At 55.1% G+C, this 16,089-nt stretch carries 15 protein-coding genes; 7 read left to right on the top strand and 8 right to left on the bottom strand.

Annotated elements, in window-relative coordinates; all coding sequences use genetic code 11:
• Positions 1-63: 63 nt before the first annotated feature.
• The 4 genes from RA157_RS05905 to RA157_RS05890 are packed head-to-tail and all read left to right on the top strand — an operon-like array spanning position 64 to position 3,234.
• Entirely contained in the window at positions 64-975 is a 912-nt protein-coding gene (locus RA157_RS05905) for a MurR/RpiR family transcriptional regulator (RefSeq protein ID WP_350335543.1), read from the top strand.
• A gap of 33 nt (positions 976-1,008) precedes the next feature.
• Entirely contained in the window at positions 1,009-2,109 is a 1,101-nt protein-coding gene (locus RA157_RS05900; protein WP_350335542.1) for an aromatic ring-hydroxylating oxygenase subunit alpha, read from the top strand.
• 49 nt (positions 2,110-2,158) lie between these two features.
• A complete protein-coding gene (locus RA157_RS05895; protein WP_350335541.1) occupies positions 2,159-2,539 on the top strand; it encodes a carboxymuconolactone decarboxylase family protein in 381 nt (126 codons plus the stop codon).
• The gene (locus tag RA157_RS05890; protein ID WP_350335540.1) at positions 2,536-3,234 is read left to right on the top strand and encodes a fumarylacetoacetate hydrolase family protein; all 699 of its coding nucleotides are present in this window, start codon (positions 2,536-2,538) and stop codon (positions 3,232-3,234) included. The genes RA157_RS05895 and RA157_RS05890 overlap by 4 nt, the downstream gene beginning before the upstream one ends.
• Here RA157_RS05890 and RA157_RS05885 read toward each other — a convergent pair.
• The 7 genes from RA157_RS05885 to betI form a co-directional block, all read right to left on the bottom strand.
• Entirely contained in the window at positions 3,218-4,456 is a 1,239-nt protein-coding gene (locus tag RA157_RS05885; protein WP_350335539.1) for a TIGR03862 family flavoprotein, read from the bottom strand. The genes RA157_RS05890 and RA157_RS05885 overlap by 17 nt on opposite strands.
• 66 nt (positions 4,457-4,522) lie before the next feature.
• On the bottom strand, positions 4,523-5,176 hold the full coding sequence (locus RA157_RS05880) for a class I SAM-dependent DNA methyltransferase (protein ID WP_350335538.1): 654 nt from the start codon (positions 5,174-5,176) through the stop codon (positions 4,523-4,525).
• A gap of 77 nt (positions 5,177-5,253) precedes the next feature.
• Positions 5,254-6,102 carry an EAL domain-containing protein gene (locus RA157_RS05875; RefSeq protein ID WP_350335537.1) on the bottom strand — a complete coding sequence of 283 codons (849 nt, stop codon included), beginning with the start codon at positions 6,100-6,102 and terminating at the stop codon, positions 5,254-5,256.
• A gap of 172 nt (positions 6,103-6,274) precedes the next feature.
• Entirely contained in the window at positions 6,275-7,945 is a 1,671-nt protein-coding gene (locus RA157_RS05870; RefSeq protein ID WP_350335536.1) for a formate--tetrahydrofolate ligase, read from the bottom strand.
• 240 nt (positions 7,946-8,185) lie between these two features.
• Entirely contained in the window at positions 8,186-9,403 is a 1,218-nt protein-coding gene (locus RA157_RS05865; protein ID WP_350335535.1) for a trans-sulfuration enzyme family protein, read from the bottom strand.
• 43 nt (positions 9,404-9,446) lie between these two features.
• Positions 9,447-11,102, bottom strand: a complete 1,656-nt coding sequence (gene betA, locus RA157_RS05860; protein ID WP_434058489.1) for a choline dehydrogenase — start codon at positions 11,100-11,102, stop codon at positions 9,447-9,449.
• A gap of 8 nt (positions 11,103-11,110) precedes the next feature.
• Positions 11,111-11,695, bottom strand: coding sequence for a transcriptional regulator BetI (gene betI, locus RA157_RS05855; RefSeq protein ID WP_350335533.1), 585 nt, complete (start codon positions 11,693-11,695; stop codon positions 11,111-11,113).
• Between the two features lie 184 nt (positions 11,696-11,879).
• Here betI and RA157_RS05850 point away from each other — a divergent pair, with 184 nt between their 5' ends.
• From RA157_RS05850 to choV, 3 genes are all read left to right on the top strand, one after another.
• Positions 11,880-12,821 (top strand): choline ABC transporter substrate-binding protein, encoded by a 942-nt coding sequence (locus tag RA157_RS05850; RefSeq protein WP_350335532.1) that lies wholly within the window; start codon positions 11,880-11,882, stop codon positions 12,819-12,821.
• A gap of 171 nt (positions 12,822-12,992) precedes the next feature.
• Complete coding sequence (gene choW / locus RA157_RS05845; RefSeq protein WP_350335531.1) at positions 12,993-13,838, top strand: choline ABC transporter permease subunit; 846 nt, start codon at positions 12,993-12,995, stop codon at positions 13,836-13,838.
• Position 13,839: 1 nt separating this feature from the next.
• Entirely contained in the window at positions 13,840-15,003 is a 1,164-nt protein-coding gene (gene choV / locus RA157_RS05840) for a choline ABC transporter ATP-binding protein (protein ID WP_350335530.1), read from the top strand.
• Positions 15,004-15,068: 65 nt separating this feature from the next.
• Here the strand turns inward: choV and RA157_RS05835 are convergent, their stop codons facing one another.
• Entirely contained in the window at positions 15,069-15,902 is an 834-nt protein-coding gene (locus tag RA157_RS05835) for an alkaline phosphatase family protein (protein WP_350335529.1), read from the bottom strand.
• Positions 15,903-16,089 lie beyond the last annotated feature (187 nt).

Below are 16,089 nucleotides of genomic sequence, written 5' to 3'. Positions count from 1 at the left end.
TTTCCGGGTTGGCGCATCATTTTCCATAGACAACGTAATCGCATGAATGTACGATAGTCAACTATGAATAAAACAATTGTACCATCATCTGCTGAACCGGTCTCTGAAGAGGTTCTCAAGCGTCTTGTGGCAGAGCTTCCCGCTCTGACGCCGGAGTTGAAAAAGGCCGCGGCCTATCTGGTGGAAAACCCCAACACTATCGGGGTTACATCCATGCGTGAGCTGGCAACGAATGCAGGGGTCAAGCCGAATACTCTGGTGCGGATGGCCCGTGCCGTGGGGTTTGACTCCTATGAGGCCTTTCGGGAGCCATTCCGTCAGGATGTGCGCTCCGGTGGTCGGGAGAATTTTCAGGATCGGGCACGCTGGCTGCAGTCCCTAGGGCGTGGCGGCAAGATGGCCGGGCTCTATGCGGAAACAGCCCGTGCCGCGATCTCAGGGATCGAGCATCTCTACACCCAGAATGATGCGGCAAGCCTCCAGGCTGCTGCCGATGCTGTTCTGAAAGCCCGGTCAACCTATGTGCTGGGTGTCGGAGTTGCCCACGCCCCGGCTGAGAATTTTGCCTATCTGGCATCGATGGCGGTGGACACGGTTCAATCCATACCCAGGTCCGGATCGTTGCCTACAGATGATCTGGCACGGGCAGGGCAGGGGGATGTGCTTCTTGCCATGACTTTCAAGCCCTATCGCTGGGAAGTGGTTGAGGCGGTGAAGCTGGCTCATGAGCAGGGGGTTGCTGTGATCGGTTTTTCCGACAGTCCGGCATCGCCCATTCTGCATGGGGCTGCTCATCAATTCATCCTTGAAACCGACTCGCCGCAATTCTTCACATCAACGGTCGCGCTGACGGCCATGCTGGAGACGCTGATGGGTTTCGTGATCGCCGCAGCAGGTGATGATGTGGTGGCCAATATCGAGCGGTTCCACAAACGCCGGCACGAGCTTGGAATTTATTGCTGGAATGATGATTGACCGAATACGCCTATTCGGAACGGGAGCAGGCCAATGAGCAAACACGAAGAGGTTGGAGAGCCAATCCGGTCGCTTGATGCGCGTTATTATACGGACCCGGCAATCTTTGAGCGCGAAAAGCAGACAACACTGGCGAGCACCTGGCAGTTTGCCGGACATGTGTCGAACCTTGAAAAGCCTGGTGACTACTTCACGCTCTCTATCGCCGGGGAAGACCTGTTCTGTATCCGGGATAGGGATGGAGAGGTGCGGACATATTACAATGTCTGTCAGCATCGGGCACATCAGTTGCTGTCAGATACGGGGAACTGCAAGCTGATTGTCTGCCCGTATCATTCCTGGACATACGAGTTGACCGGACAGCTCCGCAGCGGGCCGAATATCCGCTCTGTACCGGGATTTGACCGAAAGGATATCTGCCTGACCAGTGTGCGGACCGAGATTTTCCACGGTTTTGTCTTCGTCAATCTTGATCCTGATGCCGCGCCCATGGATGTCTGGTTCCCAGGCGTTCGGGATGAACTCAAGGCATTCGTGCCGCATATTGACCAGTTGAAGCCGGTTGAATGGGTGGAAATTCCGGAGAATTGTAACTGGAAGGTTTCGATTGAGAATTATTCAGAGTGTTATCATTGCCCAATCAACCACCCGACCTTTGCGACCGGTGTTATCAAGCCGGAAACCTATGATATTCAGCCCCAGGGTCATTGTCTGAGGCACACGACGGAATGTGCCAATCTGGACCAGATGACCTATCCGATTGATGTCGACGCCAATGAGCATGCGGGAGATTATTCCTCCTGGTTCCTCTGGCCGATGTTCTCGTTTCAGGTCTATCCCGGCAATGTGCTGAATACCTATCACTGGCGTGCAATTGATGCGGACCATGTGGTTGTCTGGCGCGGCTGGTATACGGTTGACGGTGTCGATTCCGAGGTTATTCGCAAACTGGCACTGCAGGACAGGGCAACAACGGTGGAAGAGGATATTCATCTTGTTGAATCCGTGCAAAAGGGCCTGAAGAGCCGAGGCTATGTGCCCGGCCCTCTGGTTCTTGATCCGAAATGCGGCGTGCATTCCGAGCATTCCATCCTCGCGCTTCAATCCTGGATGCGTGATGGTGTTGAGCAATGAGTTTTGACCTGGGGCACAGGCCTGAATCCTGGATTAAGAGAAGGTGATCATGGATAACGATCTTTTTGAAAAAGGACTTGAGCAGCGCAAGGGTACACTTGGTGCTGAATATGTAGAGAAGAACCTGGCGGCAGCTGACGAGTTTACCCGTCCGTTTCAGGAAGCCATGACCGCCTGGTGCTGGGGCTTTGGCTGGGGTGATGATACAATTGATGCCAAGACGCGCTCTATGATGAACCTCTCCATGATCGGGGCCCTTGGCAAGATGCACGAATGGGAAATCCACTGCCGAGGGGCGCTGAACAATGGCGTAACCAAGGAGGAAATCCGGGCCATCATTCATGTGATTGGAATCTATTGCGGAGTGCCGCAATCTCTGGAATGCTTCCGCGTCGCCCGCAAGGTTCTGGAAGAGCAGGGAATGCTTTGACATTTGCACTTGAATGCCCCGATAGGCCAACTATTCCAATTGCCGGATCGGATGATCTGTTCCCGGTGAATCGTATCTTCTGTGTGGGTCGCAACTACGCGGCCCATGCACGTGAAATGGGGCATGATCCGGATCGTGAGCCACCGTTTTTCTTCCTGAAACCGGCTGATACTCTTCTGTCCGGCTCATCCTGTATGATGGCTTATCCGCCACGGACAGCAGACCTTCATCACGAGGTGGAGCTTGTGGTGGCACTGCAATCGGGCGGCCGCGATATTCCGGTTGTTGATGCGTTGTCCCATGTTTTTGGGGCTGCGGTCGGGCTGGATCTGACCCGTCGCGACCTGCAGGGCATTGCTAAAAAAGCCGGACGCCCATGGGACCTCGGCAAAGGCTTTGACGGTTCGGCGCTCTCAGGTCCTATCCAGCGGGTTTCGGATGGCGTCTCGCTGACCTCCGGCACAATCAGCCTGTTGGTGAACGGAACGGCCCGGCAAAAGGGGGATCTCGCCATGATGATCTGGTCTGTGGCCGAGACGATTGCCGAGCTCTCCACCTATCTGACACTGAAGCCGGGCGATCTCCTCTATACTGGGACACCGGAAGGTGTTGCAGCCCTGGCGGAGGGAGACCGCCTGGAGGCCCGAATTGATGGCCTGCCGGGTCTTGATGTGGTGATCAGCGGTTCTGTCTGACCCAGTCGGCGGCTCCGCGCCCGGCTGATCGTCCGGTGGCAAAACAGGCCGTGAGAAGATAGCCGCCGGTCGGTGCGTCCCAGTCGAGCATTTCCCCGGCGCAGAAAACGCCGGGCAGCTTCTTCAGCATCAGGTCTGGCGTCAACTCGTCAAAGGATATCCCTCCGGAAACGGATATGGCTTCTTCAATCACGCGGGGTGACTGGATGTGAACAGGCAGAGCCTTGATCTGTCTTGCCAGTTCTTCAGGTTTGGCAAGGCGTGAGCGGTCACCCAGTTCATGCAGCAGGGCGGTTTTGACACTGGTCAGTTTGACCGCCTTGCGAAGAAAATTCGCCATAGACTGTTTGCCGCGCGGTTTTGACAGGCGCTTGATGAGCATCTGCTCATCCAGATCAGGCAGGAGGTCAATCTCCAGAATTGCTGGGCTTCCGGTCTTCTCTATCTGCCGGACAATGCGGTTTGACAGGGGATAGACTGCACTGCCCTCAAGCCCGTAGGTGCTGAGAATACAGTCACCCTTGATACTCTGGTTTCCAAAAGAGAGCCTGACTGATTTGACGGGTGTGCCGGCAAACTTATCCTGAAGATGAGTGTTCCATTGACAGTTCAGGCCACAATTGGATGCCCGAAAAGGTGTGACACGGATGGATTTCTCTTCGAGAAAAGCCTGCCACTGGCCTGTTGAACCGAGGCGCGGCCAGCTTGTTCCTCCAAGTGCGAGAACCAGTGCCTTGTGTCGGGTTTCAACGGAGGCATCCTGTGTCTTGATGAGGATACGTCCCGGCTCTGTTGCAGACCAGCCTGAGAAACGATGCCGGGTGTGATAGGTCAGGCCTTGCCTCATCAGGCGCTGCAGCCATGCGCGCAGGAATGGTGACGCTTTCATGCTGTCCGGAAATATCCGGCCGGAGCTGCCGGTAAAGGTCTCAATGCCAAGTGTTTCCAGCCAGCTCAACAGTTCTGACGGAGGAAAGGCCCTGATGTGCGGTTTCAGGACGTCGTTATTGTCCCTGTAACGCGTCAGAAACAGATCGAGCGGCTCGGAATGGGTGATGTTCAGGCCGCTTTTTCCTGCCATCAGCAGTTTTCGGGCCAGACTTGGCATGGAATCATACAGCGTAGCGCTCAGCCCGCTGGCGAGCACATGCTCTGCAGCCATCAAACCGGCAGGCCCACCGCCGACAATGCCAATGTCGGTCTGATATGCTGGATCATGCATCCGGGTCAGTCTCTCATAGAGGTGTGCTTGACAGGGTCCTGATTGAAGAGGCTTATGCGGTTGATTTCAGAGACTGTCAAAGCCTTTGGCGGTGCGGCAGATCACTGGAACAGTACCGTAAATGCCTTCCTCAGTAAGAAGCGGAATACGCTCCCTGCCATTGACCGTGATCAATCCCCTGTCCTGCAGACCTGAAAGTGTGTCCGCAAAGCCGTCGGATTCATAGATGGCTTCATTGATTGAGAGATAGATATGGCCGTCCGGGGCAGTTATCCGGATAAGTTCGTTCAGTGCACCGGCGCCCACATGACCATGTGTGAAGGTGCCGCATGAAACGACCATATCATAGAGCCCGTCTTCCAGCGCGAGCGTTGTGTTGAGATCGGCTTCGATGAGTGTCCGATACAATCCATGGCCTCGGGCAACGGCAAGCATTGCAGATGAATAGTCAAGCCCGTCCACACTGGTAAAACCGAGCTCTTTCAGCCGCCTGCCAACCAGCCCCGTGCCGCAACCCGCATCCAGAACAGGTCTTGTTCTCGTTGTGGCCAAACGCCCAACCAGGTCTGCAAGGGCAACTGGTCCCACATATCCAAGAGGTGCGACAAGATCCTCATCATAGGTCAGGGCCCAGTCCTGATAGAGCGCCCGGGCTTCCTCTGTTGAAGACAGGGTGTAGGCTCTTTCCAGATGAGAACGCGATTTGTCTTTATCTGCCATTTGACATGCTCCCGAACCAATCCGACTGGAGCGTCAGTTAAGAGCATAGTTTACCTCAGATACAAGACCCTTGTGCTCTACGCGCTTATGGCTGTTTCTTCTGGTCGGGAGATGAGAGCTTCCTGCCAGACATTCAGATAGGTCGGGTCATCGGCTGGCGTCGTTGTTGGTCTGGCAAGGAAGAAACCCTGCCCATACGTTGCTCCGAGATCATGGATAAACCGCAGGTCATCCGCATCTTCAATGCCTTCAGAGGCAAACGGGATGCCGAGGTCATGCAGTAATGCAGCGATATTGGCGTAAAGACTCCGCAATTGTGGAGCGTGCCTGCTGCGTGCCAGAAGGGAGCGGTCAATCTTGACGATATGAGGCTGCATGCGCAGAAGGCGGTCAAAATTTGAGCTTTCAGCGCCAAAGTCATCAATGGCAATGCGGCTGCCTATAGCCCGGAACTCGTCAATCACCGTATAGAGCGTCTGATCCTTCAGACTGGTGCTCTCAACAATCTCGCAGACCAGCATTTCCGGGTTAAGCCCTATCTTTTCAGCCCGTTCCTTCATGATAGAGATCTGGCTGCGGGACTGTTCCGGATTGGCATATGCTGCCGGATCCAGATTGAGATACAGCTTTTTGTCCAGACGATTGAGCTTTGCGAAATTGCGCAGGTGGAGAGCCCGACAAAGCCAGTCTACAAAGAAACGATCACCGTCTGTCACATCATTAAAGAAAGCAAAAGGCGAGACCGGCGTGTTGTTTTTGAAGGGGCGAATAAGGGCTTCGTAGCCCTCAACGGCCGCTTTGCCGTTGTCAAAGCGCGCGATAGGCTGGAAATGACTTTCCAGTTTATAGTCCTTGAAACATCCGACCCAGTAACCGGAATTCCCCAAGGACAATTGGTCTGCTATCAGTTCTGTCGTTTCTGACATGTTGCGCCGTCACCTTCTGTGAGCGGTACCACATTGCATCGCCTTTTGTTTCTGAAGCGTAAATATACCTCACTGCAACTAAGAATTTTTACGTATCAACAGCCCATTTGAATAGAAAACGGCGGCTTTGCAGCCGCCGTTCGAATTTTCTGACGAAAGTGTTCTGAATTGCTTAGAACAGACCTTCGATCTGGCCGTCTTCGTTGAGGCGGATGGTTTCCGCAGCCGGTGTGCGCGGCAGGCCAGGCATTGTCATGATCTCACCGCAGACAACGACGATGAAGCCAGCACCTGCGGAGAGGCGAACTTCACGGACCGGAACGGAGTGGCCTGTTGGGGCGCCACGGAGGGACGGGTCTGTTGAGAAGCTGTACTGAGTCTTCGCCATGCAGACCGGCAGGTTGCCGTAACCAGCATCTTCCCACTCTTTAAGCTGGTTGCGGATCTTGGCGTCAGCCAGAACTTCGTCAGCGCGGTAGATGCGTTTTGCAATGGTTTCGATTTTCTCGAAGAGACCCATTTCGTCCGGGTAGATCGGAGCGAAGTTGGCTACGTTGGAATCAACGATCTCAACCACTTTCCTGGCCAGAGGCTCAGAGCCTTCAGAACCGAGTTCCCAGTGGCGGGACAGAACAGCTTCCACACCATGCTCTGAGCAGTAGTCCTTGACAGCCTGTACTTCTGCATCGGTGTCGGTGATGAAGTGGTTGATGGCAACAACAACAGGAACACCGAAGGATTTGACGTTCTCGATGTGACGGCCGAGGTTGGCGCAACCGTTCTTGACGGCATCAACATTCTCAGCACCGAGATCGGCTTTTGCAACGCCGCCGTTCATTTTCATGGCGCGGACGGTGGCAACCAGAACAACAGCTGACGGTGCGATACCGGCCTTGCGGCACTTGATGTTCATGAATTTCTCAGCGCCGAGATCAGCACCGAAACCAGCTTCTGTTACGACATAGTCAGAAACTTTCAGAGCGGTTTTGGTTGCGATAACGGAGTTACAGCCGTGCGCGATGTTGGCGAACGGGCCGCCATGGACAAAGGCCGGGTTGTTTTCCAGTGTCTGAACCAGGTTCGGCTGCATCGCGTCTTTCAGAAGAACGGTCATTGCGCCTTCTGCCTTGATGTCACGGCAGTAAACAGGGCTCTTGTCACGACGGTAGGCAACGATGATGTCGCCGAGGCGCTTTTCCAGATCCTTCAGGTCCGTTGCCAGGCAGAGGATAGCCATAACTTCGGAAGCAACGGTGATGTCGAAGCCAGCCTCACGCGGGAAGCCGTTGGATACACCGCCGAGAGATGCTGTGATCTGACGCAGGGCGCGATCGTTCATGTCGACAACGCGACGCCATGCAACACGGCGGGTGTCGATGTCCTGCTCATTGCCCCAGTAGATGTGGTTGTCGATCATGGCCGACAGCAGGGAGTGAGCGGAGGTGATTGCGTGGAAGTCGCCTGTGAAGTGCAGGTTCATTTCTTCCATCGGTACGATCTGTGCGTAACCGCCACCTGCAGCACCGCCCTTCATGCCGAAGTTCGGACCAAGAGACGCTTCACGGATACAGATCATCGCGTTTTTGCCAATGCGGTTCAGGCCGTCACCGAGACCAACGGTCGTGGTGGTTTTGCCTTCGCCTGCCGGGGTCGGGTTGATGGCGGTAACGAGAATCAGCTTGCCGTCCTGGCGGTCCTGAACGGAGTTGATGAAGTCCTGGCTGACTTTTGCTTTGTCATGACCGTAAGGCAGAAGATCGTCACTGGAGATGCCGATCTTTGCGCCGATTTCCTGGATCGGCTTTTTATTCGCTTTGCGTGCGATTTCGATATCAGAGGCCATGGCCTAATTCTCCCGGCGCGGGCTTCGCGCAGTTGTTCAATGACTGGTTCAGATCCAGAGCCTGTCGTTGCGACGTCATGTCGCAAACGATGGACCTTCGCTGAATGCCGGTTGGTTTTAGTCGCTGCCATCCAGCTTGACCATTCGAAAGGCGAACGCTTGTTGTCTTTATGTGTCGGAATTAGAAAAAACGGGAAATTAGCGGTGTATCCTTGAAAAGGCTTTGTTTCTTATCGTGAATTAAAGTGCCCGATCGAGGTCTTTGCAGAGATCATCGGCATCTTCGAGGCCAACAGAGAAGCGAAAGATGCCATCTCCGGCAAAGTGGCGATAAGAATCCTCAGCCTTGCCGTCCACCCTGAACGAGGATGCCAGCAGTTCGTCGGTTTGCATCCAGCAGAGCAGGGAGCGGTGATGGCCGAGGGAAACCGCATAATGAATGATGTCGAGCTTTTCGGCCAGACGATGGGCGAGCGCGCGCCCGTCTTTCGCGTTTCCCCGGATACGGAAACTCATCATGGCCGAGAAGTTTGCCATCTGCTGTCTGGCCAGTTCGTATTGCGGATGGGACGGCAGGCCTGGATAGAAGACGCGTTCGATCTTTGGATGGTTTTCGAGGAACTTTGCCACAGCAAGCGCTGTTTCCTGATGAGCGCGCATGCGGATAGGCAGTGTTGCTGCGCCACGGGCAATCAGCCAGGCATTGAACGGGCTCATAACGCCGCCATAATGAATTGCAGCGTCTCCCTGCAGAATCTGGATGAGTTTTTTTGACCCGGCTACCGCACCTCCCATGGCGTCACCATGACCACAGAGATATTTGGTTGCCGAATGCATGACCAGATCAGCACCAAGCTCCAGCGGTCTTGTGCCGACCGGTGTTGCGAAGGTGTTGTCGACAGCGACCAGTGCACCGGCTTCATGGGCCAGCCGCGAGATTGCCCGAATATCAGTCAGGCGGATAATCGGGTTGGAAGGCGTGTCAATGAAGACCAGGCGCGTGGTGTCGCGCAGGGCCGAGCGGAAGGCGTCTTCATCTGACAGGTTCACATAGCTGACTTCAATGCCGAAGCGCGGAAGAATATCCCGGGACAATTCCGCAATGGCTGCATAACAGACATCGGCAACAATCACGTGGTCTCCGGCCTTGAGCAGGGACAGGAAGATGGCGCTTGCTGCAGCCATGCCGGATGCGAAACACTGACAGGCTTCGGCGCCTTCGAAGGCCGCTATCTTGGCTTCCAGTGCATTGACGGTCGGGTTGGCCCAGCGGGTGTAGAGATAGGGTGTGTCCTCGGTCATGCCGTAGGCTGAGAATTCTTCCGGCCCGTCTGTCAGAAAGGTTGAGGACATGACAATGGACGGACTTGATGCACCCGTCGTCGTGTCGGGCTTTTCTCCCCCATGGACGGCAAGGGTCTGCGGTCCTGCAGATTTGATATCAAGTTTCCTGGCCATGCGGGCCCTCCCGTTCCAGACAGGAGAGCCCGCACCTGCTGGTTTATCGTTGCAGTTCTTCCCACTGCGGATGGATCCATGCCTGCTGATTGGATGGCGCAATCGGCTGTTGGCCCAGAATGTGATCCGCTGCCTTTTCCCCTACCATAATGGATGGCCCGTTGAGATTTCCATTGGTGATTTGCGGGAAGATGGAGGAATCGGCCACATGCAGATTCTCGATGCCAATAACCTTTGTTTCCGGGTCGACCACAGCCATTGGATCATTTGCATCGCCCATCCTGCAGGTGCCGGACGGGTGGTAGGCACTTTCCACGTGTTCCATGATAAAGGCATCGAGCTCATCATCACTCTGTACATCTGATCCCGGCTGGATCTCCTTGCCACGGAATGGCGCGAATGCATCCTGGCTGAAGATTTCCCGGGTAAGGCGGATGCAGGTGCGGAAATCCTCCCAGTCTTCCGGCTCGGACATGTAGTTAAAGAGAATGGACGGCTTTTCTTTTGCGTTCGCCGATTTAACCTTCACGTGCCCGCGGGACTTGGACCGCATCGGGCCCACATGGGCCTGGAAGCCATGTCCCTCTGCTGCAGCCTGACCATCGTAGCGCACGGCCATGGGCAGGAAGTGATACTGGATGTCAGGGTAGCGAATGCCAGCCTTTGAGCGGATGAAGGCGCAGCTCTCGAAATGGTTGGATGACCCGAGACCGGTCTTGGTGAACAGCCATTGAGCTCCAATAAGCCCCTTGCTGATCAGATTCCAGTGCTTGAACAGCGTGATTGGCTGGCTGCAGGCCTGCTGGATATAGAGCTCAAGGTGGTCCTGAAGATTCTCACCGACACCCGGCAGGTGGTGGACCGTGTCAATGCCAACCGCATTCAGATGTTCGCCATTTCCGATACCGGACAGTTGCAGGATTTTGGGGGAGTTGATGGAGGATGCCGCCAGAATGACCGCACGGCTTGCCTTGATTGTCTGAACGGTGCCTTTGGTCTCGACTTCAATGCCGGTGGCTTTCCGGCCTTCCATCACCATGCGATGCACCAGGGCGCGGGACAGAAGCTGCACATTGGGGCGCTTGAGGGCATCTTTCAGATAGGCATTGGCTGCTGACCATCGGCGACCCTGCCAGACGGTCATTTCCATGGCGCCGAAGCCTTCCTGCTTTTCGCCGTTATAGTCGTTTGTGGCCTCATATCCAGCCTGCTGTCCGGCTTCCACGAAGGCCTTGTAGAGTGGGTTTGTCCGCTTGCCCCGGGTGATATGAAGAGGCCCGGATGTGCCGCGCCAGTCGGCCTGCCCGCCATGGCTGGTTTCCATCCGTTTGAAATAGGGCAGCACATCCGCGTAGGACCAGCCATGAGCGCCCATCTCGCTCCAGGTTTCATAATCGCAGGCATGGCCGCGGACATAAACCATGCCGTTGATGGATGAGGAGCCACCGATGACCTTGCCGCGCGGTGTGGCAAGGCGTCGGCCGCCAAGATGCGGTTCCGGTTCGCTTTCATATCCCCAGTCATAGACGGACATGTTCATGGGGTAGGACAGCGCGGCAGGCATCTGGATGAACGGACCGGCATCAGTGCCGCCAAATTCCACCACAAGAACGCGGTTGGACGGATTTTCGCTCAGGCGATAGGCAAGGGCGCAGCCTGCGGAACCGGCGCCGACAATGATATAGTCGGCATTCTTCATCACCTCTGTCATGGGCGGGCTCTCAACTGTATCTCGATGTAATCTTCAATGATGCGAATGGCTGAATGCGGATCAGGCGGGCCGTCTTTCAGGCCGCGCCGGATGTAGAAGCCGTCAATCAGGGCGGCAATGCCTTCGGCGATGCGAAAGGCGTGATCGTGATCTGTCAGTTCTTTCAGGTGAAAGGTCAGATTGCTGATCAGGCGTTTGGAATAGATTTTCAGCAGGCGTCTGCTGTTTTCGCTTGTCTGAGCCTGAACATAAAAGGCAAGCCAGGCTGCGATAACGGCGGGCTGAAACTGGTCTGGTGCAAAGTTGCCGTCGACAATGGCAGATACGCGGGCGCGCGGGGAACCCGCAAGGCGGACCCGCTGGCGAATGCCCTCTCCGAGATCAGTCAGCAGGCTGCGCATTGTCGCTGCCAGCAAGTCGGCTTTGGAGCCAAAATAATGGTGGGCAAGTCCGGACGATACCCCTGCGCGCTTGGCAATCTTGCTGACGGTTACATCGCAGAATCCATGCACATGAATAGCGTCTACAGCTGCGCCAATCAGCGCTTTTCTGCGCATTTCTTCCATTCCGACCTTTGGCATGATTGCCCTCCCTTCCTTGCATCTTATTTTTAATTGACTAGTCAATCAATAAAAACTTGACCTCTCGTTCAAGACATGGTCCGATTGAATTAATTCAGATCAGCGATTGTTCGGGAGATGCGGGTGGACATGGATCGCGGAATATCTGATGGTCAACAATCAAACTTTTCTGGGAGGACATTCCATGACATTCAAATCTCTTCTCGCCGGTGTTGCCCTTGTTGCGATGACTGCAACAGGCGCTGCCGCTGCAGAGCCTGAGTCCTGCAAGACAGTTCGGTTCTCTGATGTAGGCTGGACGGATATCACAGCGACAACGGCTGTTGCCTCGACGCTGCTTGAAGGCCTTGGCTATACTGCTGATGTGAAAGTCCTGTCCGTACCGGTGACCTACACGTCTCTTAAGAACAAGGATATTGACGTTTTCCTCGGCAACTGGATGCCGACCATGGAAGCGGATATCAAACCTTATCGTGAAGACGGTTCCGTTGAGACCCTGACGCTTAATCTTGAAGGCGCGAAATATACTCTGGCTGTGCCGAAATACACCTATGATGCCGGTCTCAAGAGCTTCAAGGATATTGCCAAGTTCAAGGATAAGCTCGACGGCAAGATCTATGGTATCGAGCCGGGCAATGACGGCAACCGCCTGATCCTCGACATGATCGCCGCTGATACGTTCGGCCTGAAGGGTTTTGATGTGGTTGAATCATCCGAGCAGGGCATGCTGGCGCAGGTGGCCCGTGCGACCAAGCGTGATGAGCATGTGGTTTTCCTCGGCTGGGCACCGCATCCGATGAATGCCAATTTCGAGCTCGAATACCTGAACGATGGTGATGACATCTTCGGCCCGAATTTCGGTGGTGCGAATGTCTTCACCAATGTGCGCCAGGGCTATGCGGATGAGTGTTCGAATGTTGGACAGCTTCTGAAAAACCTGAAATTCAGCCTCAAGCTCGAAAACGAGATCATGGGCGCTATCCTGAATGATGGTGAAGACGCAGGCGATGCTGCGAAAGCCTGGATCAAGAAGAATCCGGGTGAGCTGGATGCATGGCTGGCTGGTGTCAAGACCCAGGACGGCAAAGAAGGTCTTGCTGCTGTCAAGGGCTCCCTGGGTCTTTAAGGGGCTTTGAAGCCTCCAGCCCGATGCCCGGATGCTGATCCGGATGCAGACGGTGTTGAATTGAGGCCGGATGACAATCATCCGGCCTTTTCTTCAGGAACAATCAGAATCGTATGACCATGTGCTGTCCGAGGGTGGGGCGCATGCTGGTAAGCTTGTCAGGGGTGAGCAATGGAATGGCTGACTGAGACCAAGATCCCGATTGGGAAATGGGCGAAATGGGGCGTTGACTGGCTGACGGAGAACGCAGCCTGGCTGTTTGATGCAATTGCGCTCATTCTGGAACAAATGATTGATGCGGTTCTGTACATTCTTCAGGCCCCGCATCCTCTGGCGGTTGTCGCAGTGGCTGCCGGTCTTGCCTATTACGTGAAGCGGACCTTGTGGTTTCCCGTCTTTGTTGGTGCGGGTCTGTTGCTGATTATCAATCAGGGATACTGGAAAGAGACAACTGAGACCCTGTCTCTGGTCCTGTCGGCCACGTTTGTCTGTATGCTGATCGGTGTGCCGCTCGGGGTCATGTCTGCCCATCGGCCCTGGCTCTACAACGCCTTGCGGCCGGTTCTTGATCTGATGCAGACAGTGCCGACCTTTGTTTACCTGATCCCGGCGCTGATTCTGTTCGGCCTCGGTATGGTTCCGGGTCTGATTGCGACTGTCATCTTTGCGGTTCCCGCGCCCATTCGCCTGACCTATCTCGGTGTCAGCTCGACGCCGACGCAGTTGATTGAAGCGGGTGAAGCTTTTGGGGCCACCAAAAGTCAGTTGCTCTGGAAGGTCGAGCTGCCATATGCACTGCCACAGATCATGGCAGGCCTGACCCAGACCATCATGCTGTCCCTGTCCATGGTCGTGATCGCTGCACTTGTCGGTGCTCCCGGGCTTGGTGTGCCCACCTTGCGGGCGCTCAATCAGGTGAATATCGCCAAGGGCTTTGAGGTCGGCTTTGCGATTGTTCTGATCGCGATCATGCTGGACCGGTTCTTTAACAGCAATGACAAGACGGGAGGACGCTGAGATGGCTAAACCTGTCGTTCAGTTCAAGGATGTGGATATTGTTTTTGGCGACCATCCCAAAGATGCTCTGCCTTTGATGGATCAGGGCCTCTCGCGGGAGGAAATCCAGGAACAAACGGGCCAGATCCTCGGTGTGCATCGCTGTTCGCTTGATGTGCATGAAGGTGAGATTGTTGTTCTGATGGGGCTGTCGGGGTCCGGCAAGTCGACGCTCCTGCGGGCCGTCAACGGCCTCAACAGAATTGTCCGTGGTGAGGTTCTGGTTGACAGCGGCAATGGCATGATCAACCCGTCCGCCTGCACATCAGACCAGTTGCGTCAGTTGCGTCTGTCCCGCATCGGCATGGTGTTTCAGCAGTTCGGGCTACTGCCCTGGCGGACTGTTGAGCAGAATGTGGGTCTCGGTCTGGAGCTTGCCGGGCTGTCTGCGGCCAAGCGTCGTGACCAGGTCATGGAACAGCTCAAGCTGGTGCATCTGGACCAATGGGCAAACAAATATGTTCATGAGTTGTCTGGCGGTATGCAGCAGAGGGTGGGTCTTGCACGGGCGTTTGCCACCAATGCGCCGATCCTGCTGATGGATGAGCCGTTTTCGGCCCTTGATCCGCTTATTCGCAATCGCCTGCAGGATGAGCTGCTTGAATTCCAGCAGAAACTGAAACGGACGATTGTCTTTGTCAGCCATGATCTGGATGAAGCTCTGAAAATCGGCTCGAAGATTGCGATCATGGAAGGAGGGCGGATCGTCCAGTTCGGCACTCCGCAGGATATCGTTCTCAATCCGGTCAATGAATATGTGTCGGATTTCGTCGCTCATATGAATCCGCTCAACGTGCTGAGGGCCAGTGAGCTGACGTCCCCGATTTCTCCTGCCTCAGCTGGTGTGGACGGCATCAGAATTGATGCAGCCGGTCGTCTTGTCGTGGCCGCAGACAATCGGATCCTGCTGGATGGAGCGGATGCCTCTCTGTGGAACCTGAACGATGGAATTGGTGATGATGTTGACGGCCAGGGTCGTGTTGCCTGCGGGACTGCGCAAACGCCTGTCACTGATCTGATGAAGGCACGACTGGCAACCGGTTTGCCGGTCCTGATCCGGGATGGTGATGTGATAACCGGCAAGGTGGATGATGCCGATGTGTATGGTGGTCTGCTGAGAAACTGACACTTATCCCGAAAATGTCCACGACTTGAAGGCCGCCCTGAGACGTAAGGGCGGCCTTTTGCTGTCTAGTTTATGAGCAGGTCTGCTTTCATAGTCTCAGGAATTTCTGCGCCAACCCGCGAAAGGATCGTTGGTGCGACGCCGAGCTGATCGAGCACGTCGCCCTCTGGCTGAGTATTACCCTGGCCGAAATAGTAGAAGGGCACGTCACGCTCAAGCGAACCGGTGCCGCCGTGATGGCCATCTGTGTTCATGCCATGGTCGGCTGTAACAAGGACCTCGTATCCTGCTTCCAGCCAGAGTGGCAGGGTGCGGGACAGGGCATTGTCGATATGCCAGGCCTGTTTCCGGTACTCGGCTGAATCGGATGTGTAGATATGTCCGAGCGTATCGCCTGCACATGTGTGATAGAGCAGATAGTTGGGCTGGTGCTTTTTGACCAGCATGGTCACCTGAGCGCACATGTCGATTTCGGCCGGAGAGCACGGGTTGGTTTTGCCGTACCCTTCCATGGAATAGAAGCGGGCATACTGGATAGGCAGGCTCTCGTCTTCCACCTCGATATCTGAAATCGGGTCGTAGAAGCGCCTGTTGTAGAGCGTAAAGAAATAGGAATGCGCCACAGCTGCCGTTCTGAAACCCTGATCATGCAGGCTGTGGAACACATTTGGCTTGATGCTGGGTCTCAGGGCTTCGTTGCCAACAACACCATGTTCAAGCGGGGATAGCCCGGTGTGCAATGTCTCATAAAGGGGCGCTGAAATTGTCGGGAGCGCTGCCCGCATCTTCCAGCGTTTGGCCCAGCCCAGTTCTACCGCGCCTTCAAGAAAGCCACATTCACGAATGGCGGTTTCGTATCCGATCCCGTCCATGATGACGAGGATGACGTGTCCTGGCATTTTTCCTCCTTCACCGCTTCAATTCCCATGCGGCAGGTCTTGGGCAAAGCTGGCCCCTCCAACAATTCCGCATTACCTGCTTTGGCCTGATAAGCAAGTAAAATCATGTCGGTGACATGCCATTATGCGCCGCATAAACTGCTTCTCTTGATACTGCGCCTTTTGTATAAGTCAGTCACGTTACCTG

The sequence above is a fragment of the Coralliovum pocilloporae genome, assembly GCF_030845175.1.
Lineage (GTDB): Bacteria > Pseudomonadota > Alphaproteobacteria > Rhizobiales > Cohaesibacteraceae > Coralliovum > Coralliovum pocilloporae.
This window is presented reverse-complemented; position numbering and strand designations above follow the sequence as displayed.